Raw genomic sequence first — 24,627 nt, forward strand, 5'->3', positions numbered from 1 at the left:
GGTCTTGATCTGTTATGGATTTAGGTAGCTGGAGGGGCTGGCGGCGCCTCGGATTCAAACATCATGCTGACAATCCCCTGATAGTTGCCGGGCTTGTAGCCACCGGTTGGCGCCACAGCGGGAATAATCTCCAGCCCGACCTGTTTGCCGGTATTGGCATCTGCCTGATTCAGCAAGTCAGCAGATGAAGTAGTCAGCGCAACGCCTGCCACCTTGACTGTCAAGCCGATACTCTCCTTGCCGCTGGCGATGGTGGCGGGATAGACCAGATAGCCCTTGATGGGACCAATGGTGCTCTTCATCTCCAGCTGCTTGGCCAAAGGATCCAGCTTCTGGCTAAAGGGGTTGAAGGTCAGTTTCTGCGGGGTACTCATCCAGTCCCCCACGGGTTGCACATAAAAGTTTTCGGTCGGGATCTGCGCCGTTACCGTTACCGTATGCTCGATGCGCTCGGCCGCCATCAGCGAACCGCTCGCCAGCAACAGGGCGGGAAAAAGCGATAACATCTTCATAGCCACTCCTTCGGGTGTGATTGTCGTTCTTGTGATATATCGGGATTCAGAGTTTGAACTCCCTGAATGCCGATTTTTTCCCTTCGATCAGTTCAAAACGAACCGTCCGGGTCGCATCTTTACCGAGCCGCTTTTTAACGCCGGGCAGCAGATGCATCTTCTCTGGTTGACTGCACGACGTTTCTTTTTTGTCGCACAGTTCCAGATAATCGAGAATAACGGTGGCATTGCCCCGATTCTCCACATAGAGAACACCGTTTTCACGGTCAATCCGGGTGTCATAACGGGTCTCTTTGGGTGCCACAAACAAAATGGTGCCAAAACCGGTCATAATGCTGACCCCGGCGCTTATTTGCTGTTGTGGCGGCAATTCGGTGAGATCCTCATCCTGTGGCTTTACCGGGACAAAACGCACCCTAAAATAACGTTCACGTTCACGTTCCCCCATGTAAATAAAACGGGTAGCCTGCATGCCACCTGCGGGAATAATCAACCGTGAGGGACTGGTCACCAGCTGGCGAACGCCCTCCTCCGGTAGATCCCGCTCCTTGGGCACACCGTCTGCACCATATACAATCTCGGCCAACGTTATTTTGACAAAAGCCGTTTCATCGCCAATATTGCGAATCCGTTTGAGCAGCGTAGTTTTCTCTGCCGACATATAGTCATATAAAGTGCCAACACTGATATCCGGCGATGCCAAGGCGTTGCCACTGAGCACCAGCAGAAATAAAATAAAAAATTTACTCATATAAAAATTATCACATAGCAAAAAAGAGAAGGCAGTTCAGCAAAAGCTGTCGCTGACAAATATGAATGAACCGTATATAAACCACTCGGACATTATATTTATTTTTTAGTTTGGCGATTCATTGTTGAGGCCAGTCTAGATAATCCACGCACCAGACTTAATCGGAATAATCTGATACTTTATAAGTATTTTACCTGCCAATAATCAGACAATTCCTACAGCTCACATTTAGTGGCTTCCAGTATTATCCACAGCCATAACCGTCAACAGGGAAGTGCCATGTTTGCGTTCAAAGAAGAGTTTCCGGTCAGTGACGTGGCCTACCTGGCGACAGTGGAGATTGCCGTGCCCTTTTATCAGCCGATTGTTGATCGTGATCGGGGGGTCATCGGGTTTGAAGTGCTGGCCAGACGCTGGGATCCCCAGCAGCAATGCTATCGGGGCATCGATTTCCCCTCCCTGAGCGAAGATGAATCCCTGCATCTGGACATCGTCATGCTCAGATCCATCCTGCGCGACCTGCCAGCACTGGCAAAGGGAGGGCCCTATATGCTCTCCATCAACCTCAATCCGGTACTGGGCAGTGCCACCTATCAGAATCTGTTGCTGCTGGTGCTGCTACAGGCTCGCAAACTGGATATCGCAATCTGGTTCGAGGTGGTGGAGTACGCCCCGCTGCACAGCCAGCATCGGGCACTGATCGAGGTACTGCGCAGCCACGGTGCCCATATTGCCTGCGATGACTTCGGCACCCAGGAGTGCAATTTCCAGCGGGTGATGGCGATCCCCTACGAGATCATCAAGCTGGATCGCTCCCTGCTGCTACAGGCGGTCAAGAGTAGCCATGCCTTGCGCATGCTGACCGGACTGGTGGAATACCTGCAGCGGCTCGGCATGAAGGTGGTGTGCGAAGGGGTAGAAAACCAGACCCATATCGAGATTGCCAACCGGCTCGGCTGTGACTATCAACAGGGTTACGCCTACGCCATGCCCGCCCCCCTCTCCCGTTGGGCCTGAGCGGCCCGCTTTTCTAGCTGACTCGCGCTGGCAACCATTCCCTGCCAAATTGCATGATGCGGTGAGGGCGAGTACAATCTCGCACCCCGTTTATCCGGCACATATTCATCTATAGGTGTTTCGGGTATGCCGTCATCGGGTCGCGCTGTGATGAACGCTCTTGCCGAGAGCAGAGTCCTGCGCACTCAACCCATACGGCGCCATCAGGTGGCGCCGTCCTGATTTGCAATCAGATATAAAGAGTCCGCCATGTTTAAACCAGAATTGCTCTCCCCCGCAGGTTCCCTCAAGAACATGCGTTACGCCTATGCCTATGGCGCCGATGCCGTCTATGCCGGCCAGCCCCGCTACAGCCTGCGGGTGCGCAACAACGAATTCGATCACGAAAACCTGCAGCTCGGCATCAACGAGGCCCATGCGCTGGGCAAGCAGTTCTATGTGGTGGCCAATATCCAGCCCCACAACTCCAAGCTCAAGACCTTTATCCGCGATATGCGCCCGGTGGTGGAGATGAAGCCGGATGCGCTGATCATGTCCGACCCCGGTCTCATTATGATGATGCGCGAAGCCTTCCCGGATATGCCCATTCACCTCTCGGTGCAGGCCAACGCGGTCAACTGGGCCACGGTGAAGTTCTGGCATCAGATGGGCCTGACTCGCGCCATTCTCTCCCGCGAGCTGTCGCTGGACGAGATCGAAGAGATCCGCATGCAGGTGCCGGAGATGGAGCTGGAAGTGTTCGTCCATGGCGCCCTGTGCATGGCTTACTCCGGCCGCTGCCTGCTCTCCGGTTACATCAACAAGCGTGACCCCAACCAGGGCACCTGCACCAACTCCTGCCGCTGGGAGTACAAGGTGCACGAGGGTAAAGAAGATGACGTGGGCCAGATCGTCCACCGTCAGGAGCCCATCGCCGTGCGCCCGGACAACACACTGGGCCTTGGCAAGCCGACCGATGCCCTGGTGCTGCTGGAAGAGTCCAACCGCCCGGGCGAGTACATGAGCGCGTTTGAAGACGAGCACGGCACCTACATCATGAACTCCAAGGACTTGCGCGCCGTCGAGCACGTCGAGCGATTGACCAAGATGGGCGTTCACTCGCTGAAAATCGAAGGCCGCACCAAATCCTTCTACTACTGCGCCCGTACCGCTCAGGTCTATCGCAAGGCCATCGATGATGCAGTGGCGGGTCGTCCGTTCGATCGCAGCCTGATGGGCACCCTCGAGAATCTGGCCCACCGCGGCTACACCGAGGGCTTCCTGCGCCGTCACAACCACAGCGAATACCAGAACTACGACTACGGCTACTCCGTCTCCGACACCCAGCAGTTTGTCGGCGAGATCACCGGTCGCAACGGCGACATGGTCGAGGTCGAGGTGAAGAACAAGTTCCTGGTGGGCAACAGCCTGGAGCTGATGACCCCGCAGGGTAACCTCAGCTTCAATCTGGAACAGATGCAGAACCGCAAGGGCGAGCTGATCGACACTGCACCGGGCAACGGCCATGTGGTCTATGTGCCGGTCCCGAAGGAAGTGGACATCAACTACGGCATCCTGCTGCGCAATCTGGGCGAGCGTCAGGATACCCGTCAGCCCCACTCGGCGGCCTGAGATGGCACTGCTCATCACCGACAAGTGCATCAACTGTGACATGTGCGATCCCGAGTGCCCCAACCAGGCCATCAGCCTGGGGGAGGAGATCTACGAGATCGACCCCAGTCGCTGCACCGAGTGCGTCGGTCACTATGAGAAGCCGACCTGCATCAGCGTCTGCCCTATCGACTGCATCATCTGGGATCCCGCTCATGTGGAGACCGAAGATCAGCTGATGGAAAAATTCGTCCGGATGCACCGGCAGTAACTCCGGCATCAGCGTCTGCGACTCACAGACTGCATCTTCCGGGATCCCGCTCATGTGGAGACCGAAGATCAGCTGATGGAAAAGTTCGTCCGGATGCACCGGCAGTAAAACGAAAAAAGGCCGAGCAATCGGCCTTTTTTGATCCTGCGTTCAGCGGCTGGCCATCACTTGCCGACCAGCCGGCTCAGCTGGTCCAGCTCGCGCTGAGCCTCCAGCATCCTGGTCTGGGACTCCTCCAGCTTGGCCTGCTGCTTGGCAATTTTCTCCGGCTTGCCACTCACTCTCGCCCCCTGCAACTCGAGCAAGCGCTCGTCCACCTCGCCACGCAGCTTGTGAACCCGCTCTTTCTGCTCCTTGAGCAGCCCCTCATCGGTGCAGTTGGCCTTGATATTGCGCGCGGCCTGCTCCAGCCCAGCAATCTGCCCGGCATTATTGTGTGCTTTGGCAAACACCAGTTGGTCGTTGACGGCCTGCAGACGCGCCTTGCAACCGACCGCTTCACTGCCATAGGCCTGACCCGCCAACAGCAGCAACCCTATTCCTACACTTTTCCACATCTCGATTTACCCGGTCATGTTTGCGAACTGACCATAAGAACCGTGTTTCGCCAACGGGTCAAGCAAGCAGGGAAAAGGTGCGACAGAAGTTGTGCGACATCACGCAATCATCACCCTTTTGGTTCTACAATGACGCCTTTTAGGATCAGGAGTCTCTTATGAATCAACAAATTGTGGTGATTGCCAACGGCGCCCCCTACGGCAGCGAATCCCTGTTCAACGCACTGCGCCTCGCTATCGCCCTCAACGAGCAGGGTGGTGCCAGCCTGAAGCTGTTCCTGATGTCTGATGCGGTGAGCGCGGCGCTGGCCGGTCAGGCACCGGCCGAAGGGTACAACCTGCGCCAGATGCTGGAGATCCTGCTGGCTCAGGGCGTCACCATTCGCCTGTGCAAGACCTGCACCGATGCCCGTGGCATCACAGCCCTGCCACTGATCGAGGGGATTGAGGTCGGCACCCTGCCGATGCTGGCCCAGTGGACCCTGGCCGCCGACAAGGTACTGACCTTCTGATCGTATCTGCTTGCCCTGCACTCCCCCACTTGTGCCACTGAGCATCTCACGTCAGGCAAAGTGGGGGTCATTTCGCTCCCTCGTTCCTCAATGACTACAATGTCAGTTGCCCATTCTGCTTGCACTGCACCGCTTCACGGACAGAGTAATGGCCCAGTCATGGACAGAGGACGACGATGAATCCGACCGAACAGACCCTGCTTGAGCAGATGCGCATCACCGAATTCGAGATTGCCCATCGCAAGGAGTTGCTGCTGCTCAGCGAGCAGGATATGGCGCTGCTGGCGAGCTATTGCGGCAAAATAGAGCCACGGATCGATGCCCTGGTCGATCGCTTCTACCAGCAGCAGACGGCCATCACCGAAATCGCCCTGCTGATCGGCGATGCCGATACCCTCACCCGATTGCGCACCGCACAACGGCGCTATGTGCTCGATCTCTTCAGCGGTCATTACGATCTGGAGTACGTCAACAACCGGCTGCGGATCGGGCTGGTGCACAAGCGGATCGGGGTCGAGCCCAAACTCTATCTGGCCGCCATCAACACCCTCAAGGCCCTGCTGATCGAGGATATTTTCGAGCAGATCCGCGATGAACCGGAGCGCCTCGTCATGCTGGCCGCGCTGGACAAACTCTTTCTGTTCGATATCACCCTGGTGTTCGAGACCTATATTCGCAGTCTGGTGTCGGAAATAGAGTCTTCCAGAGAGAAATCGGAAAGTTATGCCAAGAGTCTGGAGCAAAAGGTGCGCGAACGAACCAGACAACTGGAGGAGCTGAACCGCACCGATGCCCTGACCGGATTGCTCAACGTTCGCCACCTTAACGAGCTGCTGTTGCTGACCCTGCGCACCTGTCAGCGCCGTGCCGAACCCATGGCCATCGCCTATATCGACATCGATAACTTCAAACAGATCAATGACACCGAAGGACATCAACGCGGCGACGAGATCCTGCGGATCGTCGGCCACTGCATCCGTCAGGTCTTTCGTGCCGAAGACAGCTGCTTTCGCTATGGCGGGGATGAGTTCTGTCTGATCCTGCCCAACTGCAGCGAAAGTCAGGCCAGGGATATTTATCTCAAACGACTGACTCAGGCCATCAAGGGTCAGCTGGAGGATCTCACCCTCAGTATTGGTATCGCCCAGACCGGGCCGGATCACTACGATGACGGGCTCAACCTGATCCGGCTGGCCGACGAGCGAATGTACGCGGCCAAGAAGGCGCTCAAGGAGATTACCCCGGGCAGCACCCACTGATCCCCGGGGCTGGCTGTCAGCCTCGCTTCGTTGCAGCGGGGAGCGAAGCGGGACGGGAGACCCTGGCCCCCCACTCATAGAGCGCAAAAATCGCCACGCAGAGCAGCGCCATCAGCACATAGAGCAGCTGGCCGCTCCACTGCTCGAGGATCCAGCCGCCCAGCAGGGCGCCAGCGGCCCCTCCCAACCCGGCCAGTGCGCTGGCGCCAAAGTAGCTCCCCTTGAGATGAGCGGGGGCCATCTGATCGATCAGCACGTTAAGCAGTGGGAACAGGATGGTCTCGCCGATGCTGAGCAGCAGCACTGCGCCAAACCAGTGGCTGCGCACCGTCGGGTCCCCCAGCGCGAAGAGCAGCTGGGCCGCCAGAAAGAGCGCCATGCCGATATGAAGCCGTACCCGCACCGGCCAGCGTGACAACAACCGTAGCAGCGGAAATTGCAGCAGCACCACGGTCAGGGCGTTGGTCGCCACCAGCAGGGCAACCAGTTCGGCCACCTGCGGCATACCGGCCCGGGTCAGGTACTGCACCAGCGGCGAGTGAAACTGGGAGTAGACCAGCACCATCAGCAGATTGGCCATCACCAGCAGCAGGAAGGCGCGATCCGCCAGCAACACCTTGATGGCATCTCGCAGTCCGGGGCCAGCCGCCCCCGGCTTGCCTGCGCTGCCAGCCCGGCGAAATCCCCAGCCAAAGGCCAGTGCCAACAGCAGATAGCTCACCACCAGAAACAGGAAGGTCTCCTGCTGGGCGTTGATCCCGAGGGTCACACCCAGCAGCGGCCCCAGCGCAGCCCCGAGATTAAGCAGAAAATAGCGCAGGTGCAGTGCCAGCTCCCGCGCCTTGGCCGAGGCCAGACTGTCGGCCATCAGCGCCTTGCCGGGCGCATCGATGAGCCCCGACGAGAGGCCGCTGCCCATCACCCCGATCCCGAGCCAGAACACCTCGTGCGAAAAACCGAGCAGACCGAAACAGAGCATCGCCACCAGACAACCGGCCAGCAGTATGCTGCGCCGCCCGAAGCGATCAGAGAGCCAGCCGCCGTAGAAACTGACCAGAGTGGAGAGGGCCATCGAGCCCCCCAGCAACAGGCCGATAAAGGTGGCCGAGAGGTCATACTCCCGATAGAGCAAAATGGAGAGGAAGGGCCACACCATGTAGTAGCTGGTGCGCACCATGAAAGTGCCCAGAATGACGATCCAGACCAGCGGGGTAAATTGCCTGAAGGTGCTCCATGACATCGCTATGCTCCATGCCCCGCAGCTCTTACTACAAGATCCTGTCATAAACGGGGAAAGCATTCAGTTGTAACAGAGGGCCTCAATAGAAACAACCTTTGCTCACCAGCAAGGTGCAACCGGATGCAAAAAGGCCAGCCGATAGGCATCGGCTGGCCTTTTTATCACGGGATTTCCCTCGAGCTAACGCCAGGGGACCGGGCTTAGCGCCAGGGGCTCTGCTGCCACAAACGGCCCAATCCCGCCTCCAGCGCCTGTGCGCCCTGCTGCCCCAGCTTCTGGGTCAGGCTTTTTGGCTTGCGATAGCTGATGCCGATCACCTTGTGGTGGCTGGCCTGCGCCAGCAGATAGTCATCACTGGTGCAGAGGGTATCCACCAACCCCAGCCCCTTGGCCTGACTTGCCAGCCAGTGCTCGCCGGTCGTGACCTGATCGATATCGAGTTGCGGGCGGTGTTCGGCAACAAAGGCCTTGAAGCGCTCGTGGATCGCCGCCAGCTCCTCGCGAAACTTCTCGCGCCCCAGATCGTCGTTCTCGCCGAACATGGTGATAGTGCGCTTGTACTGACCGGCAGTGTGCATCTCGAATTCGATATCGTGCTTTTTCAACAACTTGTTGAAGTTCGGCATCTGGGCGATCACCCCGATGGAGCCGACGATGGCAAAGGGGGCAGCCAAGATCTTGTCTGCCACACAGGCCATCATGTAGCCACCGCTCGCCGCCACCTTGTCGATAGCCACGGTGAGCTTGATGTCACGATCGCGCAGTCGCTGCAACTGGGAAGCGGCCAAGCCGTAGCCATGCACCACGCCGCCACCGGATTCGAGCCGCAGCAGTACCTCGTCGCCGGGCTGGGCGACGCCAATCACCGCGCTCACCTCCTCGCGCAGGGAGGCCACCTCTTTGGCATCCATGCTGCCGTTGAAATCGAGCACGAACAGGCGGCTGCGCTCATCCCCTGCCTTGGCGCGCTTTTTCTGCTCCTCTTTTTGCTGCTTTTCCATCACCTTGCGCTCGGCCTTGCTGGCCAGCGCGCTCTTGAGCGCAAATTGCCCCTGCTCCAGCTCGCTCGAGAGATCGGTCACCACCAGCTCCCCCTTGCGCGCTTTCGGCTGGCGAGTGCTGACAATCATCAGGATGATGGCGCCGATGGCCAGCAGGAAGGTCACTGTCTTGGCCAAAAACAGGCCATATTCGGTCAGAAATGTCACGATGGACTCCACAATGGATCGGTTTTCGTCACATTCTAGGGAGTTTGATGGAGGCGCGCAAAAAATCGCAGCCAGTGCCCGGAAAAACCAACCCGAGCATCACAACCTCTCTATTTTCTTCACATTTTTCTTGCCGCTGGCTGGTCAAACAGGCGCGCGGATCAGTACACTTGGCGCCGATTGCCATGCCCTTATGGCCGGAATTTGTTAACAGGAGTTGTCATGCTCGATTATCAGGCACCCCGCGATCTGCTCAAGGATAAAGTCATTCTGGTCACCGGTGCGGGCGACGGGATCGGCCGCGAAGCCGCCCTCACCTACGCCGCCCACGGTGCCACCGTGATCCTGCTCGGCCGCACCAGCGCCAAACTCGAAGCCGTGTATGACCAGATTGAAGCCGCCGGTTATCCGCTGCCCGCCATCGTGCCGGTGGATCTGAAAGGGGCCACCGCCGCCCACTACCGCGGCATGGCCGAAACCTTCGCCCAGCAGTTTGGCCGCCTCGATGGCGTGCTGTTCAACGCCGGTCTGCTCGGCACCCTCTCCCCGTTTGAACACATTCAGGAGAAAGAGTGGGACGAGGTGATGCAGGTCAACGTCAAATCGGAATTCCTGCTGACCCAGGCGCTGCTGCCGCTGCTGCGCCAGACCGCCAAGGCACAGGGCGATGCCTCCATCGTCTACACCTCCTCCAGCGTGGGACGCAAAGGGCGCGCCTACTGGGGCACCTATGCCATCTCCAAATTTGCCATCGAGGGGATGATGGAAGTGCTGGCCGACGAGCTGGAGAACACCGGCGTGCGGGTCAATACCCTCAATCCGGGCGGCACCCGCACCAAAATGCGTGCCAGCGCCTTCCCGGCGGAAGATCCCATGAACCTCAAGACCCCGGCCGATCTGATGCCACTCTACCTCTACCTGATGGGGTCGGACAGCCGCGGCAAAACCGGCCAAACCTTTGTGGCCCAGCCCAAATAAATCAATAAAATACCCAGAGTGTTGTGCGGCAGGGGTTAAATTGAATAGGGAGCACAGGCTCCCTGTAGCAGCCCCTGACCATCCTATCTCCAATCAGGTTGAACTATGTTTCGTCCCAAGAGCACGTTTGAGCAATGGCGGATCTTTCAGGCGGTAGTCGACTGCGGCGGCTACGCCCAGGCGGCCGAGGCGCTGAACAAGAGCCAGTCCTCCCTCAATCATGCGGTTGCGAAGTTGCAGCAGAGTCTGGGCGTGCCCCTGCTGGAGGTGCGCGGCCGCAAGGCGGTGCTGACCCCGGCGGGCGAGATCTTCCTCAAGCGGGCCCGTCAGTTGAGCCAGCAGGTGGAAGAGCTGGAGAATCTGGCCAACAACCTGGAGCGGCAATGGGAGCCGCAGATCAACCTCTATGTCTCGGCGTTGCAGCCAAGGGATCGCCTCTATCGGGCGCTGGCCAGCTTCTATCCCCGCAGCCGGGGTTGCCGGGTTAACCTGCACGAGCGCATTCACTGCCACTTCAACGCCCTGCAACCGGGGGATCTGATGCTCTCCGAGCACCTGCCCGGCGATCGCACCGGCCTGTTGCTGGACGAGGTGTGCCTGCTGCCCCTCTGCGCCGCCAACCATCCGCTGGCACAGGAGGAGGGGCCCATCCGCAGCGATGTGCTGATCGGCTACAACCAAATCAGCCTCCATCCTCCCATTCACCGCTCGGTGGACTGGAACGATGCGGATGACACCGGCTGGAAAGCCACCCACTACCACGAAGTGCTCGCCATGCTGCGCCTCGGCCTCGGCTATGCGTGGCTGCCGCGCCATCTGGTGGAGCGGGAGCTGGCGGAAGGTTCACTCATACAGCTGGATCTGGATAGCGGCAACGAGCGCCACCTCTACACCTACCTGCTGACCCTCTCCCCCGAGGCCCTCGGCCCCGCAACCGAGCTGCTGCTACGCTGCCTGCGCAACGAGTATCAGGGCGAGTCATCGCCGCTCTCGCACGCCCAGCCCCAGCACGGCAAATAACAGCCACATCACCCCGTCAGACGTTGGGCACCCGCCAGCAGGCGGCCAGCGCCACCAGTGCCAATCCCAGCGCCACCATAAAGACCCCGTGGAAACTCCACACCTCCGCCACCACACCGGCGATGGCCCCCGCCATGATGGAGCCGGTGCGGATGCTGTTGGCAAACAGGGTGGTCGCCACCCCGGCCCGCCCCGGCATCAGATCCTGAAAGTAAGACATACCGATCCCCGCCACGATACCAATGAAGATAGCGTTGAACAGCTGCAAGGCGATCAGGGCGTATTGATCGGTGAGGGTCACCAGACCGGTGTAAAAGGCCGCACCGGCCAGCACCGCCAGCAACATCATGGGGCGCTTGCCAAAGCGGGCCGTGTAGTAACCCGCCAGCAACATGAAGGGGATCTCCAGCGCCGCGGCCGTGCCCATCAAGATACCCGCCAGTTTCTCCTCCAACCCCAGCTCGCGGGTGATGTAAAGCGGCATATTGATGAGGTACATGCTATTGCAGGTCCACATCAGGGTGGAGGCGATAAACAGCGCCCGCACCGCCGGATCCCGCCAGCTGCTGACCCGCTCGATATCTTCATCCATCTTGGGCAGCGGCAGAGAGGGCAGCCAGCGCCACACCACCAGGGCGCAGAGCAGGTAGGCCAGTGCCGAGGCCAGGTACATCAGCTCGAAGCCGTAGCCGATGGCCAGCGCGAAGGCGATGGGCGGGCCGATGACCCAGGCCAGCGAAAATTGAGCCCGCATCACCGAGCTGAACATGTCCGCCCGCTGGTTGCGGCTGTCGGAATACTCCCGCGCCAGCGCAAACAGCTGGGGGCTGGCCGTGGCCGCCAGCGCCGCCAGCATGACCCCCAGACTCGCCAGCAGCCAGTAGTTGCGGTTCCAGGCAAACAGCAGGGAGAGCGCCACCCCGGCAAAACAGCAGCGCAGGATCAGTCGCTTGCGATCCCCCTTGTTATCGGAGCGGTGGCCCAACCACTGGCTGACCAGAATGCCCACTACCGCATTGATGGTATAGAAGAGCCCGACCAGAAAGGGGCGCACCTGCACCTCCTCGGCCAGAAACAGGCTTAAGGTAGGCACCTGCAATGCCACCGCAACGCCGGTCATAAAGGTCACGGCAAGAAACGAAAGAGAGACGGGGTCCGGGCGTTTGACCGCCGCTATCGACAAGCTCATAGGGTTACCACTGATTGGAAGGACGATACGGGCTAACGGGCAGCATCCGTATGAAAATTCGGCGCTTATCTTATGTCATTATCAAGAGCGGGCTCAAGGATGGCATAAGCGGGTGTGCGCCTTGCGAGGGAAGCCGCGACCCCGTAGAGTGAAAGCCCATCCTGCCAGCACAAGGAGTTCGCATGTTTGATTTTGATCAGGAAGTAGACCGCAGTGGCACCATGAGCCTGAAATGGGACAAGTACAAGGGTCAGGATGTGCTGCCCATGTGGGTTGCCGATACCGACTTTGTCTCCCCCCCTTCCGTGATAGAGGCGTTGACCAAACGGGTCGCCCACGGCATTTTCGGCTATTCACGCCCCTCGCCACGCCTGATCGAACTCATTATCGAACGGATGGCTGCCCGCTATGGCTGGACAATCGAGCCCGAATGGCTGGTGTTCCTGCCGGGCGTGGTGCCGGGACTCAACCTCGCCTGCAAGGCGTGGAGCCAGCATGGCCGCGGCATCATCACTCCCAAGCCGGTCTACTACCCCTTCCTGCAGGCGCCGGGCTTCAATGATCGTCCCCTGCTCACCGTCCCCATGGTAGAAGAAGCCGGTCGCTGGGTACTGGATCTGGCAGAGCTGGAGCGTCAGGCTCCCGCCGCGGATCTGCTGCTGCTCTGCAACCCCCACAACCCGGGCGGCACCATCTTTACCCGTGACGAGCTGCAGGCCATCGATGCCATCGCCGCGCGCCACAATCTGGTGATCTGCTCCGATGAAATCCATTGCGATCTGCTGTTGGATAAAAACGCCCGCCACATTCCCTACGGCGCCATCAGTCCGGAGGCAGCCGAGCGCTGCGCGGTGATGATGGCCCCGAGCAAGACCTTCAATATCGCCGGTCTCTGCTGCTCCTTCGCCATCATCCCCAACGCCCGTCTGCGCTTCCGGCTGCAGCAGGCGATGCGCGGCATCAGCGCCGATGTCAATTTGCTGGGCTTTGTCGCCGCCGAAGCGGCCTATGAGGGTGGCGAGCAGTGGCTGACCGAGCAGCTCGACTATCTGGCGGCCAATCTGGCCCTGATCCAGCAGGCGGTGGCCCGCTGGCCCGGCGTCAAGCTGGCCAGCCATCAGGCGACGTATCTGGCCTGGATCGATGTGAGCGCCCTTGGCCTTGCCGATCCCATCGCCTTCTTCGAGCAGGCCGGGGTCGGTCTCTCCCCCGGTGCCCAGTTTGGCGACGGGCAGTTTGTGCGGCTTAACTTCGGCTGCACCAAAGCACGGCTGAGCGACGCGCTGGCGCGGATGGAGCGAGCGATCCTCGGCCACAACAAGCCCTGATCAGCCAGCAACGGGATGGGCAAACCCCATCCCTTTTACCCGGTGTCATCAGCCAGCGGTCAACTCAGTCAACGGTCAATTATGTCGCTACGGATCTTGCATCACCTTCTGCTTCCCCTCTGCGCACTCTCTGCGCTGCTCCCCTTTGGCAGCCAGGCGCTGACCATAGGAACGGGCCCGCTCAATGGGGTCTACTACCCGACCGGTGGCGCCATCTGCCGGGTGCTCAATGCCGACCATGCCCTGCATGGGGACAGCTGCACCGTGCAGAGCACCCGTGGCTCGATGGCCAACCTCAAGGCGCTCGGCAAGGGGGAAGTACAGCTGGCGCTGGTGCAGTCCGATGTATTGCACCACGCCCTGCACGGCACAGGTCCCTTCAGCGGGCAGGGTGCCAACAATGAGCTGCGCAGCCTGTTTCGCCTCTATCAGGAGTCGCTGACCCTGCTGGCCGCCCCCGACAGCGGCATCACCACCCTGGCGGATATCGAGGGGAAACGGGTCTATCCGGGCAACAGCGGCGCCGGTGAACAGATCACCAGCCAGGCCCTGATGGCGGCCATGGGATGGCAACCCGGGCAGTTTGTCGCCTATCAGCTCAAATCGATCAGCGAACCGCTGGAAGGGCTGTGTGATGGCTCGCTGGATGCCGCCTTTGTGGTAGCCGGTCACCCCAGTCAGGCAGTTGGCGATCTGATCAGCCGCTGCAAGGTGCGCCTGATCCCCATCGAAGGGGAGCAGATCGACACGCTGCTCAAGCAACACCCCTACTACCAGCGCAGCCGCATCGCCGCCAACCTCTATCCGGGGCAGACGGCCTCCATCAACAATATCGGGATGAGTGCCGAACTGGTGGCGCTGGCCAGCCTGCCAGATCCTATCGTTCGTACCGTGCGCGATACCCTGCTGGCCCGGATCAAGCAGTTCAGCCGGTTGCATCCGGCCCTGAGCAAGGTGACCCCCGAGCAGTTGCAGGCGCAAACCGAGCTGCCCCTCCATGCGGGGATGTCGGATCAACCGCCTGCCCCCTTGCCACTGACCCCCGAGCAGTTAACAGCGGAACAGTTGGCACCTGAACAGCTAGCACCTGAGTCATCGACCTCGGAGGCGTCGCCAACGGCAGAGCAGGTGAGTGCCGCCGACGGGACGGCAATCCCCCTTGAGGCCCCCTCCGACGCCACCGCCACCAGCAGTGCCGCAGCGGCGACAGAAGCCACAGAGGCCACAGAGGCCACAGAGGCCACAGAGGCCACCAGCTTGCCCGAAGAGGTGCTCGAGGTGATCCCTGATCCGACTGCGCCAGCTGCCGAGGTTGAGAGCGAGGCCAGCTTAGCCCCCCAAACCTCTTCCGCAGCGTCAACGGAACCATCGGCTGCTATCTCGACCGAACTGCCGCAAAGCACCTCTGCGGCAACTGCGCCGCAAGAGCAGGCAACCCAGCCTGCCAGTAGCGCGGTGACTGGCGAAACCCCGCAGCAGGATAAGGCCGACACGTCCCCCTCCCCTGCCGCCAGCGCAGCCACGCCGCTGCAACCCTGAGTGGTCAGCGCCAACAAATACATCAGGGCAGCTTCGGCTGCCCTGATTGTTGATATGCGTTCGATAATGATGCAGTTGACCTGATCACCTTGCCGCCCCGCTACGGCTCCACTCCCCGGGTTAGATAGGGGTTGGGCTTCTGGATCTCCTCCTCCACCCAGTGCAGCAACTGCTTGATGGCCCGCGACAACACCTGATTCTGGCGCACCACGTAGCCCAGACTGGTACCGGGAAAGTCGCTCAGGCTGGTGACCGGCGCGGTGAGGTTGAGGCGCGGATGCAGGGAGAAGTCAGGCACGATGGCGACGCCAAACCCCGCCTCGGCCCAATCCAGCTGGGCATCGACGCTGCCTACCTCCATGATGCGACAGGGGGGCAAGGCCAGCAGCGGCAGGGACGGGTCGATCAGCGCCCGGGTGCGGGTGTCGTGACCGAGCAGGATCAGGGTCGGCTCATCAAGCGGGTCGCTCTCCCCCGCCACCGCCCGCGCCTGCCAGCGGGCAAGGCCATGACCCAGCGCGCACCAGGTCACCTGTTGCAGCTCGGTATAGAAGAGCGGCTCGCTGCGCTTTTGCGCCATCACGAAGCCCAGATCCGCTTTGCCCGCCTTGACCAGCTCGGCGGCCTGATCCGAGGTGGTGTTGAACAGGGTGAGGTCGATGCCGGGGAACTCCCGCTTGAAGCGCTGGAACGGCTGGATCAGCAGCAGGCGCGAGATGATGTCGCTGGCGGCAATGGCCAGCGTCCCCTGACTCAACTGGTTGAGGGCATTAAGGTCAGACTGGCAGAGCTGCAGCTCGGCGATGGTGCGCTCGGCGCTTTGCAGCAGCCGCTCCCCCGCCTGCGTCAGGCGAAACGGACTGCGCTCGATCAGCCGCACCCGGGTCGCCTGTTCCAGCCGCTTGATATGCAGGCTGACATTGGGCTGGGTCATGTGCAGTTCGGTGGCGGTCTGGCCAAAATGTTGCAATCTGGCCAGGGTGACAAAGGTTTGCAGCCAGTGAATGTCCAGCATAAGAGTCCCTCAACCCGCGATGTGCGGGGCTTGCCCGGCAAATTTGGGCGGTTTGCCGCTTAATTGGCCACAATTATATGATTCTCTTATCGGAATTATAAAGATAATTAATTTTTCTAATCCGCATCAGGCTCCTAGGATGGACGCCTAACGTCTTAGGAGAAAGAGTCATGTCGTCTATCGTAGTCGTAGGTGCTAACTGGGGTGATGAAGGCAAAGGCCGCATCGTTGATTATCTGGCAGGTCAAGCTGGCGCCAGCATTCGCTTCCAGGGCGGCAACAACGCTGGCCACACCGTGGTCAACGACCTTGGCACCTTCAAGCTGCACCAGGTTCCGAGTGGCGTATTCAACCCGGATTGCCTGGTTGTCCTCGGCCCGGGCATGGTGATCAGCCCCGAGAAACTGACCGTCGAGCTCGATGAAGTCAAAGCCTCCGGCGTGACTCCGAAGCTGGCCATCTCTGACCGCGCCACCCTCTGCCTGCCGCTGCACGCACTGGAAGATACCCTGGAAGAGCAACGTCTGGGTGACGGCGCCTATGGCTCCACCCGTCAGGGCATCGCCCCTGCCTACGGCGATCGCGTGATGAAGAAAGCGATCTTGGTTGGCTGGCTGAAACAGCCGGAAGTGCTGGTCGAGCGCATCCAGTTCATGCTGGACTGGAAACTGCCGCAGATGAAGGCTATCTACCCCTCCTTCGAATTCACCCAGACTGCCCAGGAGATGGCTGACTGGCTGCTGGAAGTCTCTGCACCGTGGATCGACGCCGTGTGCAACGTCAGCATGCCGCTCAAAGCGCTGCAGGCGGAAGGCAAGACCCTGCTGTTCGAAGCGCAGCTGGGTGCTGGCCGTGACCTGATCTACGGCGAATACCCCTGGGTGACCTCCTCCCACGTATCCGGCGCCTACGCCGGTATCGGTGGCGGTCTGCCGGCACTGCGTCCGGAGCGCGTCATCGCTGTGGCCAAAGCATTCAGCTCTTCTGTCGGTACCGGCACCCTGCTGACCGCCATGGAGAACCAGGACGAGTTCCGCAAGATCACCAACGAGTTCGGCGCCACCACCGGCCGTCCCCGTGATGTCGGTTACTTCGACGCTGTCGCCACCAAGAACGGTGTCGAACTGCAAGCTGCCACCGAAGTGGCCCTGACCAAGCTGGACTGCCTGACCGGTCTGCCGGATCTGAAGATCTGCGTCGCTTACGAAGGTGCCCACACCGAGAACCCGATTTGGCCGCAAACCGCTGCCCTGAAGCCGGTTTACGAGCAGATGGAAAGCTGGAGCGAAGATATCACCGGCTGCCGCACCTTCGAAGAGCTGCCGCGCGCAGCCCAGCAGTACGTGCTGCGCATCGAAGCGCTGCTCGGCGTACCGGTTCCGATGGTTTCCGTCGGCCCGGGCCGTGACGAGATGATCCTGCGCTAAGCCGCACCTCTCATCGTCAAACAAAAAACCGGCATCCATGATGCCGGTTTTTTTATGGCTGCCGTTTACCTTCTTGCCATAAAATCACCCAAAGGCTCAATTAACTCACCAATCGACCTCACATTGAGCCGTTCTGCAATAACATTCTAGCCTGCCCTCGCTAAAGTGAACCCGTTACCACACGAGGAGTCACCCGATGAAAATGCTCAAACAGAGTGCCCTGTTGCCACTGCTCTGCCTGACGGCCATGCCAGCCTTTGCCATGACCCTGAAGAGCACGGATATTCACGAAGGCCAGCTGATGGCCAAACAGTTCAGCTTCAACGGCTTTGGCTGCAGCGGCGACAACCACTCGCCCCAACTTAGCTGGCAGGATCTGCCGGTAGGCACCAAAAGCGTTGCCATCACCGCCTATGACCCAGATGCCCCTACCGGCAGCGGTTGGTGGCACTGGCTGGTGCTGAACCTGCCTGCCACCCAGAGCGAGCTGGCCAGCAATGCCTCCGGCAAGCTCAAGCAGGGATTGGAGATCCGCACCGACTTTGGCAGCCAGGGTTACGGCGGCCCCTGCCCGCCCGCTGGTCACGGCATGCACCGCTATCAGTTCACCGCCTGGGCCCTGCCCCATGATCTCGAGGTGAAGGCTGATACCCCGCCCGCTATGGTAGGCTACATGCTCAACAGCATGGCGCTCGGCAAGGCCACCCTGACTGCCACCTTCGTTACCCCCTAGGAGCCAACCGGATGAGCACTCCCCTGCTGCAACAGAGCCACTATCTCGGGATCCGCCAGCAGCCCCTGCACCGGGTGCTCATCTATGCCCCGACCCTCATCTGGGTCACCCAGGGGAGCAAGCAACTGTGGTGGCGCGAGCGACGTCTGTCGTTTGACAGGGAGCGGTGGCTGCTGATCCCGGCAGGCCACCAGCTCACCTTCGTCAATCAGCCGGAGCAGGGCAAGTTTCGCTCCCACGCCATCACGCTGCTCACCCCGCCACCGCAGGAATGGCTGGCCGAGTCAGCCCCTTCCCACGCCGATCTGGATAAGCCAGCAGTCAAGGTCACCCCCGGGCTCGCCTTCTGCTTCGAGCTCATCAGCACCATGGCCGAACGGGGACTGAGCGAAGCGACCCAGGCCGAACTGCTGCGCGGCTTCTACGCCGAGCTGCGGGCCACCAACGCCCTCGGATTGCTCTTTCCCGCCAGCACCATGACCCTCGCAGAGCGGCTGGCCCGCTACCTGGCTGTAGAACCCGGCATCGACCACACCCTGGAGGCGGTGGCCTCCCACTTCTCCATGAGTCGCGCCTCCATGGTGCGCAAGCTGGCCGCCGAAGGTCGCAGCTTTCGCCAGTTACTGGCTCAGGTGCGCATGAGTCACGCCCTCAACCTGTTGCAACAGGGCCTGACCCCGCTGGAGGTCGCCCTCGCCTGTGGTTATGACTCCCCCAGCCGCTTGGCCGCCCGCTTCAAACAGGAGTTCGGCCTGACGCCCCACCAATACCTGCACACCTGCCCATCCCCCCTGCTAGGTCACGTCAGATAGTCGATAAGTAACTTCTCCGAAGAGAGTGACTGCCAGCAGTTGTATATCCTTGGGATGCGCAATGGATGGCAACACCCATTATGCAAAAGGCCTCCGGATGGAGGCCTTTCTGTTTTCATTCAAGTTGCACTCACACCATACCCGCCTCGCTGCAGGTACGGGCTGCTCTTAGCCGGTCGTGAGCGGCAAAGAGAGGCGTTTGGCCAGTGCCTGAAAGTGCTGGCTCACCTCGGCGCCGAACAGGGGGTCACCAATGGCGCGGTTCTGCCAGTTTTGCTCCAGTTGACGCCAGTCATCTTCGGTCAGGGAGTCACGCAGATGGGGGAAGATCACCCCCTCTTCGTAGTTCATGTGCGCCTCTTGCAACTCGACGAAGCGCTCCAGCTTGGTGGTGAACTGATCGAGGGGGATCACCGCATCCATCAGGATCATCTCCACCATCTCCTTGAGATCGGCCCCCGCCTCCAGCAGCTTGACATGCTCTTCCTGCAAGCGGTTGGCGACCTCCCCTTCCACCACCCGATATTTCAGGTAGTAGTCATAGATGAGGTCTTCCTTGGGATGGTGGTACTTGTCGGAGACCTCCCGCAGGTAGTCGATGACATCGCGCACCAGAAAATAGCTGATGGGCTCTTCGGCACGGATGGCTGCCAGCTTGTGCTTGAGCAGCTCCAAGAGTCGGGCGATGTTGAGATGGTCCTTGTGCAGACTGGATAACATGGGCACTCCTTGGCTCTGAATTAATGTTATGTCCCTGAGTATACGGTCATTTGTCGCCCGAACTTTGCACTCAATCAAGTGGAATGCAGACAGATTTCCACTCTATCGGACTCTTGCCCTGTTGTTCCAGCAAGCGATTGGTCTCGCTAAAGTGACCGCAACCGATGAAACCGCGGTGGGCAGAGAGTGGGCTCGGGTGCGGCGCGGTCAGCACATAGTGGCGCTGGCGGTCGATGAAGCGTCCCTTCTTCTGGGCGTGGGCGCCCCACAGCAGGAACACCACCCCCTGACAACTGGCATTGATCTGCTCGATGACCCGATCGGTAAAGGTCTCCCATCCCAGATGGGCGTGAGAGTGAGCCTGACCGGCCTGCACCGTCAGCACGGTGTTGAGCAACAGGACACCCTGTGTGGCCCAGGATTCGAGAAAGCCGTGATTGGGTGTGACGAAACCTGGCAGGTCACGCTGCATCTCTTTATAGATGTTGACCAGTGAGGGGGGCGTACGCACGCCGGGCAGAACGGAGAAACAGAGACCGTGCGCCTGATTGGGACCGTGGTAGGGATCCTGGCCCAGGATCACCACCTTGACCTGATCCAGCTCGGTCAGCTTGAAGGCATTGAACACATCGGTGGCTGGCGGGTAGATCACCTTGCCCGCTTCCCGCTCGGCTCTGACAGTTGCCAGCGTACTCTTGAAATAGTCCTGCTCTTTCTCAGAGCCAATCACATCACTCCAGGTCAGCACCCCGGCCTCCTCACTTGATACGGCGAAGGGCTCAGGATAGGGGGCCAGCCCGCAAGACGCAACCGTGACTCATGGTTTCCACAGTTCGGCCAGACGCCCAGAGCGCTCCAGCTTGCGCAGGCCGGTATTGAACAGCAACATCAGACGGCGCGCCTCGGGATCGGCCTTGCGCATCAGCAGGTATCCCGGTTGCGACCAGATGGGGTCGGCGGCACCGGTCAGTGACAGCGATTGGGGATGACGAACGAGCGCCTGCTGGAACAGGGTCTGTGCCACCTGCTCATCCATCACCAGATAGTGGACTCGCCCGTCGAGCAGCTTGCCCATGCTCTCCTCATCGGAATCTGACCACTCGAGGGTGAGCCCGGCTTGGCGGGCGGCAAAGCCATCGCCATAGAAGTAGCCACGGGTCACCCCGACCGGCTGGTGTTTCAGCTCACCCAGATTGACCGCAGGCGTACCGGTCAGCGTCATCAGGCGGGTGGTGAAATGGCCGAGCGAGGCGGAGAGATAGAAAAGCTGTTCCCGCTCGCGGGAGCGAAACCAGGGCATGGTGACCACATAGCGCCCCTCTAGGGTCAGCTGGTAAGCCTCGGCCCAGGAATAGAAGTGAAAGCTGACATCGAGCCCCTCTTCGGCGAAGGCTTGGCGCACCACCTCACAGAGAAAGCCCTGATTGGGCAACGACTCACTGATATAGGGCGGCCACTCGCCCACGGCAATACGCACCGTCTCGGCCCGCACCGCAGCACAATTTGCCCAGCAACAAAACAGGGCGAGCCATGCCCACTTTCGCCACCCATTATTCACCCGGCACTCTCCTCACTTTTTTTGCTGAGTGTAGCCAACCCCTCAATTAACATCAGAAAAAAGCCGAAAAGATGTAGTTAAATTACTAGATTAACAAGATAAAAGATGCATAATTTGGATATCTTACAAAATCAGAAAAATGACCTATTTTTGATTAAACTCAAGAATTTAATCCCATTGAAATGGCACTTTGTCGGATTTTCTTGATCTAGATCAATTTTGGTAATATTACCACCGTGGTATATATGACCCCATCAAAGAAAAGGTGTAAGGCAAGGGCCCTTTAAGTCATCGCCATCGACGGTAGCTTAAATACATCAGGGTAATTTCCTTACAGTTGGATTCGCGTTCCCATTGAGGAGTCATACCATGATCAAAGGCATTCAAATCACCCAGGCCGCCAACACCGCTCTGCTGAACTCTTTCTGGCTGCTGGACGAAGAGAAGCAACAGGCTCGCTGCATCTGCGCCAAAGGCGATACTTTCGCTGCCGATCAAGAAGTGCAACTGGCTGACCTGGGTCAGTTCGAATACCGCGAACTGCCGGTTCAGGCTGAGCCTGCTGTTGAAGGTGGCCAGCACCTGAACGTCAACGTACTGCGTCGTGAAACTCTGGAAGATGCAATCGAAAACCCGGAGAAGTACCCGCAGCTGACCATCCGTGTATCTGGTTACGCAGTGCGTTTCAACGCCCTGACCCCGGAACAGCAGCGTGACGTGGTTACCCGTACTTTCACCCAGAGCCTGTAATCAGCGCCCTGCAGTGAATAGTTGATACTCGCGGTATCAGCACAAAAAAACGGCCGATTGGCCGTTTTTTTATTGCCCCCGCACCAGCCAACGCGGGCGTGCGGGGGGAAACAGCGCTTACGCCCTGTCCGTTTCCAGCTGCCCGGCCCTGCCGCCGAGCACCGCATCCATCTTCTTCTCGTCCAGCTGCTTGCAGTATTTGGCGACCACCACGGTGGCAACCCCGTTACCGATCAGGTTGGTCAGCGCTCGCGCTTCGGACATGAAGCGGTCGATCCCCAGGATCAGTGCCAACCCGGCCAGTGGCAGATGGCCCACCGCCGAAATGGTCGCAGCCAGCACGATAAAGCCGCTACCGGTCACCCCGGCCGCCCCTTTCGAGGAGATCAGCAGCACCACCAACAGGGTGATCTGCTGGAACAGATCCAGCGGGGTATTGGTGGCCTGCGCGATAAAAATCGCCGCCATGGTCAGATAGATGGAGGTGCCATCCAGGTTGAAGGAGTACCCGGTCGGAATGACCAACCCCACCACCGACTTCTGGCAACCCAGCTTCTCCATCTTGTCCAGCATCCGCGGCAGTACCGACTCGGAAGAGGAGGTCCCCAGCACGATCAGCAGCTCCTCGCGAATATAAGAGATAAAACGCAGGATGCTGAAGCCTGAGGCTTTGGCGATGCTGCCCAGCACGATGAAGATAAAGAAGAGGCAGGTGAGATAGAAGCAGGCAATAAGCTGTCCCAGCTGTACCAACGAACCCACCCCATATTTACCGATGGTAAATGCCATTGCCCCGAATGCACCGATCGGCGCCAGTCTCATTATCATGTTGATAATACCAAATATGACTTTGGAGAAACTGTCGATGACGCCGAAAATAATCTGTCCCTTTTCGCCAATATGATGCAGGGAAAAACCGAACAGCACCGCAAACAACAATACCTGCAAGATATTGCCGCTGGCAAAGGCACCGATCACGCTGCCCGGAATAATATCCAGCAAAAAGGCAATAATTCCCTGAGACTTGGCCTGCTCCGCATAGGCGGAGATGGCGCTGGCATCCAGCGCGGCCGGATCGATGTTCATTCCTCCCCCCGGCTGCAACAGATTGACCACGCACAACCCGATGATGAGGGCGATGGTGCTGACCACCTCAAAGTAGATCAGGGCAATGGCGCCGGTCTTGCCGACCGCCTTCATGCTCTCCATCCCGGCAATACCGGTCACTACAGTACAAAAAATAACGGGGGCGATAATCATCTTGATTAATTTGACAAAGCCATCGCCGAGGGGTTTCATATTGGCGCCCAGTTCCGGATAGACATGCCCCAGAAATACCCCGAGGGTAATCGCGAGCAATACCTGGAAATAAAGGCTGCTAAATACTTTCTTGTGCATGATTAACGTCCTGTTAATTAATTGACATCTCATATGGTAGAAATCGGCATGCACTGAGCCGTCACGAGAAAATATCTTTCTCTCGCCAGCATCATGCTATTTCATCATCGCAACAGCGCCACTTTCACACGTTATAAGAAGCAATTAAGAGACATTAATCACACAACCAATTTAACATCATTAACACCACGATAACCATGATATATTGGTCGTTGATTTATTTAAGACCTCAATGAAAACATTCCGGATATAAAAATGCCCCGCATAGCGGGGCACTTGGCATCACGAAATCGGTACCGTGGATCAGACCGAGGTATCGAGGGGTTCAAAGCCCTTGATCAGGTCATCGATGGCCTTCATCTGCTTGAGGAAGCCTTCCAGCTTCTCAAGCGGCAGGGCACTCGGGCCATCGCAGCGGGCAATTTTCGGATCCGGGTGGGATTCGATAAAGAGACCGGCCAGACCGACCGCCATACCGGCGCGCGCCAGCTCGGTCACCTGCTCGCGACGACCGCCAGAGGCCGCCCCCAGCGGATCCCGGCACTGCAGGGAGTGGGTCACATCAAAGATCACCGGATAACCACCGGTGCTCTTCTTCATCACGCCCAGGCCTAGCATGTCCACTACCAGGTTGTCGTAACCGAAGTTGGCACCGCGCTCGCAAAGGATCAGCTGATCGTTGCCGCACTCCTCGAACTTGTCGGTGATGTTCTTCATCTGGCTTGGGCTCAGGAACTGCGGCTTCTTGATGTTGATGACGTTGCCGGTGCGGGCCATGGCTTCCACCAGATCGGTCTGGCGTGCCAGGAAAGCGGGCAGCTGGATAACGTCAACCACTTCGGCGACCGGCTTGGCCTGATGGGGCTCGTGCAGATCGGAGATCACCGGCATGCCGAAGGTCGCTTTCAGCTCCTGGAAAATCTTCATCCCCTCTTCCAGACCCGGACCGCGGTAGGAGTGGATGGAGGAGCGGTTGGCCTTGTCCCAGCTCGCCTTGAAGACAAACGGGATGCCCAGCTTGCTGGTCACTTCCACGTATTTCTCGCACACCGCCATCGCCATGTCGCGGGATTCCAGCACGTTCATGCCGCCAAACAGCACGAACGGTTTGTCGTTGGCAACGTCGATCTGGTTGATCTTGATATTCTTCTGTTCCATCTAAGACATCCTTAATGAAAGGGCCTGAAGCCAAGTTAGTCCGTTGCAGCCGGGCGCAGCGGCCTTGATATTCTTCTGTTTCAGT

Annotated in this window: 25 protein-coding genes and 1 pseudogene; 14 read left to right on the plus strand and 12 right to left on the minus strand. The window is 59.2% G+C overall.

Translation table 11 applies throughout. The features are described 5' to 3' along the window. Nucleotides 1-20 precede the first annotated feature (20 nt). Together I6G90_RS10285 and I6G90_RS10290 are read right to left on the minus strand one after the other, a co-directional pair. A complete protein-coding gene (locus I6G90_RS10285) occupies nucleotides 21-512 on the minus strand; it encodes a CS1 type fimbrial major subunit (RefSeq protein ID WP_197931128.1) in 492 nt (163 codons plus the stop codon). 46 nt (nucleotides 513-558) lie between these two features. Then, nucleotides 559-1,263 (minus strand): hypothetical protein, encoded by a 705-nt coding sequence (locus I6G90_RS10290; protein ID WP_197927357.1) that lies wholly within the window; start codon nucleotides 1,261-1,263, stop codon nucleotides 559-561. Nucleotides 1,264-1,542: 279 nt separating this feature from the next. Here I6G90_RS10290 and I6G90_RS10295 point away from each other — a divergent pair, with 279 nt between their 5' ends. From I6G90_RS10295 to I6G90_RS10310, 4 genes and pseudogenes are all read left to right on the plus strand, one after another. Further along, nucleotides 1,543-2,280: an EAL domain-containing protein gene (locus I6G90_RS10295; RefSeq protein ID WP_197927359.1), complete on the plus strand. Its 738-nt coding sequence runs from the start codon at nucleotides 1,543-1,545 to the stop codon at nucleotides 2,278-2,280. A gap of 249 nt (nucleotides 2,281-2,529) precedes the next feature. Continuing rightward, the gene (trhP, locus tag I6G90_RS10300) at nucleotides 2,530-3,891 is read left to right on the plus strand and encodes a prephenate-dependent tRNA uridine(34) hydroxylase TrhP (protein ID WP_042658165.1); all 1,362 of its coding nucleotides are present in this window, start codon (nucleotides 2,530-2,532) and stop codon (nucleotides 3,889-3,891) included. A gap of 1 nt (nucleotide 3,892) precedes the next feature. After that, nucleotides 3,893-4,141, plus strand: a complete 249-nt coding sequence (locus I6G90_RS10305) for a YfhL family 4Fe-4S dicluster ferredoxin (RefSeq protein ID WP_005334896.1) — start codon at nucleotides 3,893-3,895, stop codon at nucleotides 4,139-4,141. Between the two features lie 27 nt (nucleotides 4,142-4,168). Continuing rightward, nucleotides 4,169-4,249 (plus strand): annotated as a pseudogene (locus I6G90_RS10310) (YfhL family 4Fe-4S dicluster ferredoxin); the annotation flags it as partial. Between the two features lie 56 nt (nucleotides 4,250-4,305). Here I6G90_RS10310 and I6G90_RS10315 read toward each other — a convergent pair. Then, nucleotides 4,306-4,698 carry a DUF1090 domain-containing protein gene (locus tag I6G90_RS10315; protein ID WP_197927361.1) on the minus strand — a complete coding sequence of 131 codons (393 nt, stop codon included), beginning with the start codon at nucleotides 4,696-4,698 and terminating at the stop codon, nucleotides 4,306-4,308. Between the two features lie 158 nt (nucleotides 4,699-4,856). On the opposite strand from I6G90_RS10315, the gene I6G90_RS10320 reads away from it, so the two are divergent. Both I6G90_RS10320 and I6G90_RS10325 read left to right on the plus strand, forming a co-directional pair. Next, on the plus strand, nucleotides 4,857-5,210 hold the full coding sequence (locus tag I6G90_RS10320) for a DsrE/DsrF/TusD sulfur relay family protein (protein ID WP_005334901.1): 354 nt from the start codon (nucleotides 4,857-4,859) through the stop codon (nucleotides 5,208-5,210). A 176-nt stretch (nucleotides 5,211-5,386) separates the two neighbouring features. Continuing rightward, a complete protein-coding gene (locus I6G90_RS10325; RefSeq protein WP_197927370.1) occupies nucleotides 5,387-6,469 on the plus strand; it encodes a protoglobin domain-containing protein in 1,083 nt (360 codons plus the stop codon). A gap of 16 nt (nucleotides 6,470-6,485) precedes the next feature. Here I6G90_RS10325 and I6G90_RS10330 read toward each other — a convergent pair whose 3' ends face one another. Beyond that, a complete protein-coding gene (locus I6G90_RS10330; RefSeq protein ID WP_197927372.1) occupies nucleotides 6,486-7,709 on the minus strand; it encodes an MFS transporter in 1,224 nt (407 codons plus the stop codon). A gap of 200 nt (nucleotides 7,710-7,909) precedes the next feature. Beyond that, entirely contained in the window at nucleotides 7,910-8,917 is a 1,008-nt protein-coding gene (gene sohB / locus I6G90_RS10335; protein WP_005347779.1) for a protease SohB, read from the minus strand. A 222-nt stretch (nucleotides 8,918-9,139) separates the two neighbouring features. Between sohB and I6G90_RS10340 the strand changes: the two genes are divergently transcribed. Together I6G90_RS10340 and I6G90_RS10345 are read left to right on the plus strand one after the other, a co-directional pair. After that, nucleotides 9,140-9,895 carry a YciK family oxidoreductase gene (locus tag I6G90_RS10340; RefSeq protein ID WP_005334909.1) on the plus strand — a complete coding sequence of 252 codons (756 nt, stop codon included), beginning with the start codon at nucleotides 9,140-9,142 and terminating at the stop codon, nucleotides 9,893-9,895. A gap of 105 nt (nucleotides 9,896-10,000) precedes the next feature. Continuing rightward, nucleotides 10,001-10,915, plus strand: a complete 915-nt coding sequence (locus I6G90_RS10345; RefSeq protein WP_197927374.1) for a LysR family transcriptional regulator — start codon at nucleotides 10,001-10,003, stop codon at nucleotides 10,913-10,915. 16 nt (nucleotides 10,916-10,931) lie between these two features. On the opposite strand, the gene I6G90_RS10350 is transcribed toward I6G90_RS10345, so the two are convergent. After that, nucleotides 10,932-12,104 (minus strand): MFS transporter, encoded by a 1,173-nt coding sequence (locus I6G90_RS10350; protein WP_197927376.1) that lies wholly within the window; start codon nucleotides 12,102-12,104, stop codon nucleotides 10,932-10,934. A 182-nt stretch (nucleotides 12,105-12,286) separates the two neighbouring features. Here I6G90_RS10350 and I6G90_RS10355 point away from each other — a divergent pair, with 182 nt between their 5' ends. Both I6G90_RS10355 and I6G90_RS10360 read left to right on the plus strand, forming a co-directional pair. Further along, complete coding sequence (locus I6G90_RS10355) at nucleotides 12,287-13,432, plus strand: MalY/PatB family protein (protein WP_197927379.1); 1,146 nt, start codon at nucleotides 12,287-12,289, stop codon at nucleotides 13,430-13,432. A gap of 81 nt (nucleotides 13,433-13,513) precedes the next feature. Next, nucleotides 13,514-14,971 (plus strand): TAXI family TRAP transporter solute-binding subunit, encoded by a 1,458-nt coding sequence (locus I6G90_RS10360; protein WP_197927381.1) that lies wholly within the window; start codon nucleotides 13,514-13,516, stop codon nucleotides 14,969-14,971. Nucleotides 14,972-15,071: 100 nt separating this feature from the next. Here the strand turns inward: I6G90_RS10360 and I6G90_RS10365 are convergent, their stop codons facing one another. Beyond that, nucleotides 15,072-15,986 carry a LysR family transcriptional regulator gene (locus I6G90_RS10365; protein ID WP_042061332.1) on the minus strand — a complete coding sequence of 305 codons (915 nt, stop codon included), beginning with the start codon at nucleotides 15,984-15,986 and terminating at the stop codon, nucleotides 15,072-15,074. 170 nt (nucleotides 15,987-16,156) lie between these two features. Between I6G90_RS10365 and I6G90_RS10370 the strand changes: the two genes are divergently transcribed. The 3 genes from I6G90_RS10370 (at nucleotide 16,157) to I6G90_RS10380 (ending at nucleotide 18,958) form a co-directional block, all read left to right on the plus strand. Then, entirely contained in the window at nucleotides 16,157-17,413 is a 1,257-nt protein-coding gene (locus tag I6G90_RS10370; RefSeq protein ID WP_033136130.1) for an adenylosuccinate synthetase, read from the plus strand. A gap of 196 nt (nucleotides 17,414-17,609) precedes the next feature. After that, nucleotides 17,610-18,146, plus strand: coding sequence for a YbhB/YbcL family Raf kinase inhibitor-like protein (locus tag I6G90_RS10375; RefSeq protein WP_197927383.1), 537 nt, complete (start codon nucleotides 17,610-17,612; stop codon nucleotides 18,144-18,146). 11 nt (nucleotides 18,147-18,157) lie between these two features. Continuing rightward, a complete protein-coding gene (locus I6G90_RS10380) occupies nucleotides 18,158-18,958 on the plus strand; it encodes a helix-turn-helix transcriptional regulator (protein WP_197927385.1) in 801 nt (266 codons plus the stop codon). A 168-nt stretch (nucleotides 18,959-19,126) separates the two neighbouring features. Here I6G90_RS10380 and I6G90_RS10385 read toward each other — a convergent pair whose 3' ends face one another. The 3 genes from I6G90_RS10385 to I6G90_RS10395 all read right to left on the minus strand — a co-directional run bounded on the left by I6G90_RS10385 (nucleotide 19,127) and on the right by I6G90_RS10395 (nucleotide 21,236). Further along, nucleotides 19,127-19,678, minus strand: a complete 552-nt coding sequence (locus I6G90_RS10385) for a hemerythrin domain-containing protein (RefSeq protein ID WP_042658179.1) — start codon at nucleotides 19,676-19,678, stop codon at nucleotides 19,127-19,129. Nucleotides 19,679-19,748: 70 nt separating this feature from the next. Continuing rightward, nucleotides 19,749-20,426: a uracil-DNA glycosylase gene (gene ung / locus I6G90_RS10390; protein WP_197927387.1), complete on the minus strand. Its 678-nt coding sequence runs from the start codon at nucleotides 20,424-20,426 to the stop codon at nucleotides 19,749-19,751. Between the two features lie 69 nt (nucleotides 20,427-20,495). Next, nucleotides 20,496-21,236, minus strand: coding sequence for a substrate-binding periplasmic protein (locus I6G90_RS10395; RefSeq protein ID WP_197927388.1), 741 nt, complete (start codon nucleotides 21,234-21,236; stop codon nucleotides 20,496-20,498). Nucleotides 21,237-21,605: 369 nt separating this feature from the next. Here I6G90_RS10395 and grcA point away from each other — a divergent pair, with 369 nt between their 5' ends. Further along, on the plus strand, nucleotides 21,606-21,986 hold the full coding sequence (gene grcA / locus I6G90_RS10400) for an autonomous glycyl radical cofactor GrcA (RefSeq protein ID WP_042061318.1): 381 nt from the start codon (nucleotides 21,606-21,608) through the stop codon (nucleotides 21,984-21,986). Nucleotides 21,987-22,103: 117 nt separating this feature from the next. Here grcA and I6G90_RS10405 read toward each other — a convergent pair whose 3' ends face one another. Together I6G90_RS10405 and kdsA are read right to left on the minus strand one after the other, a co-directional pair. Beyond that, entirely contained in the window at nucleotides 22,104-23,384 is a 1,281-nt protein-coding gene (locus tag I6G90_RS10405) for a dicarboxylate/amino acid:cation symporter (RefSeq protein ID WP_197927389.1), read from the minus strand. Nucleotides 23,385-23,687: 303 nt separating this feature from the next. Beyond that, a complete protein-coding gene (kdsA, locus tag I6G90_RS10410) occupies nucleotides 23,688-24,542 on the minus strand; it encodes a 3-deoxy-8-phosphooctulonate synthase (protein ID WP_042658184.1) in 855 nt (284 codons plus the stop codon). Between the last annotated feature and the right edge of the window lie 85 nt (nucleotides 24,543-24,627).

Source organism: Aeromonas allosaccharophila (genome assembly GCF_016026615.1).
GTDB classification, from domain to species: Bacteria; Pseudomonadota; Gammaproteobacteria; order Enterobacterales; family Aeromonadaceae; genus Aeromonas; species Aeromonas allosaccharophila.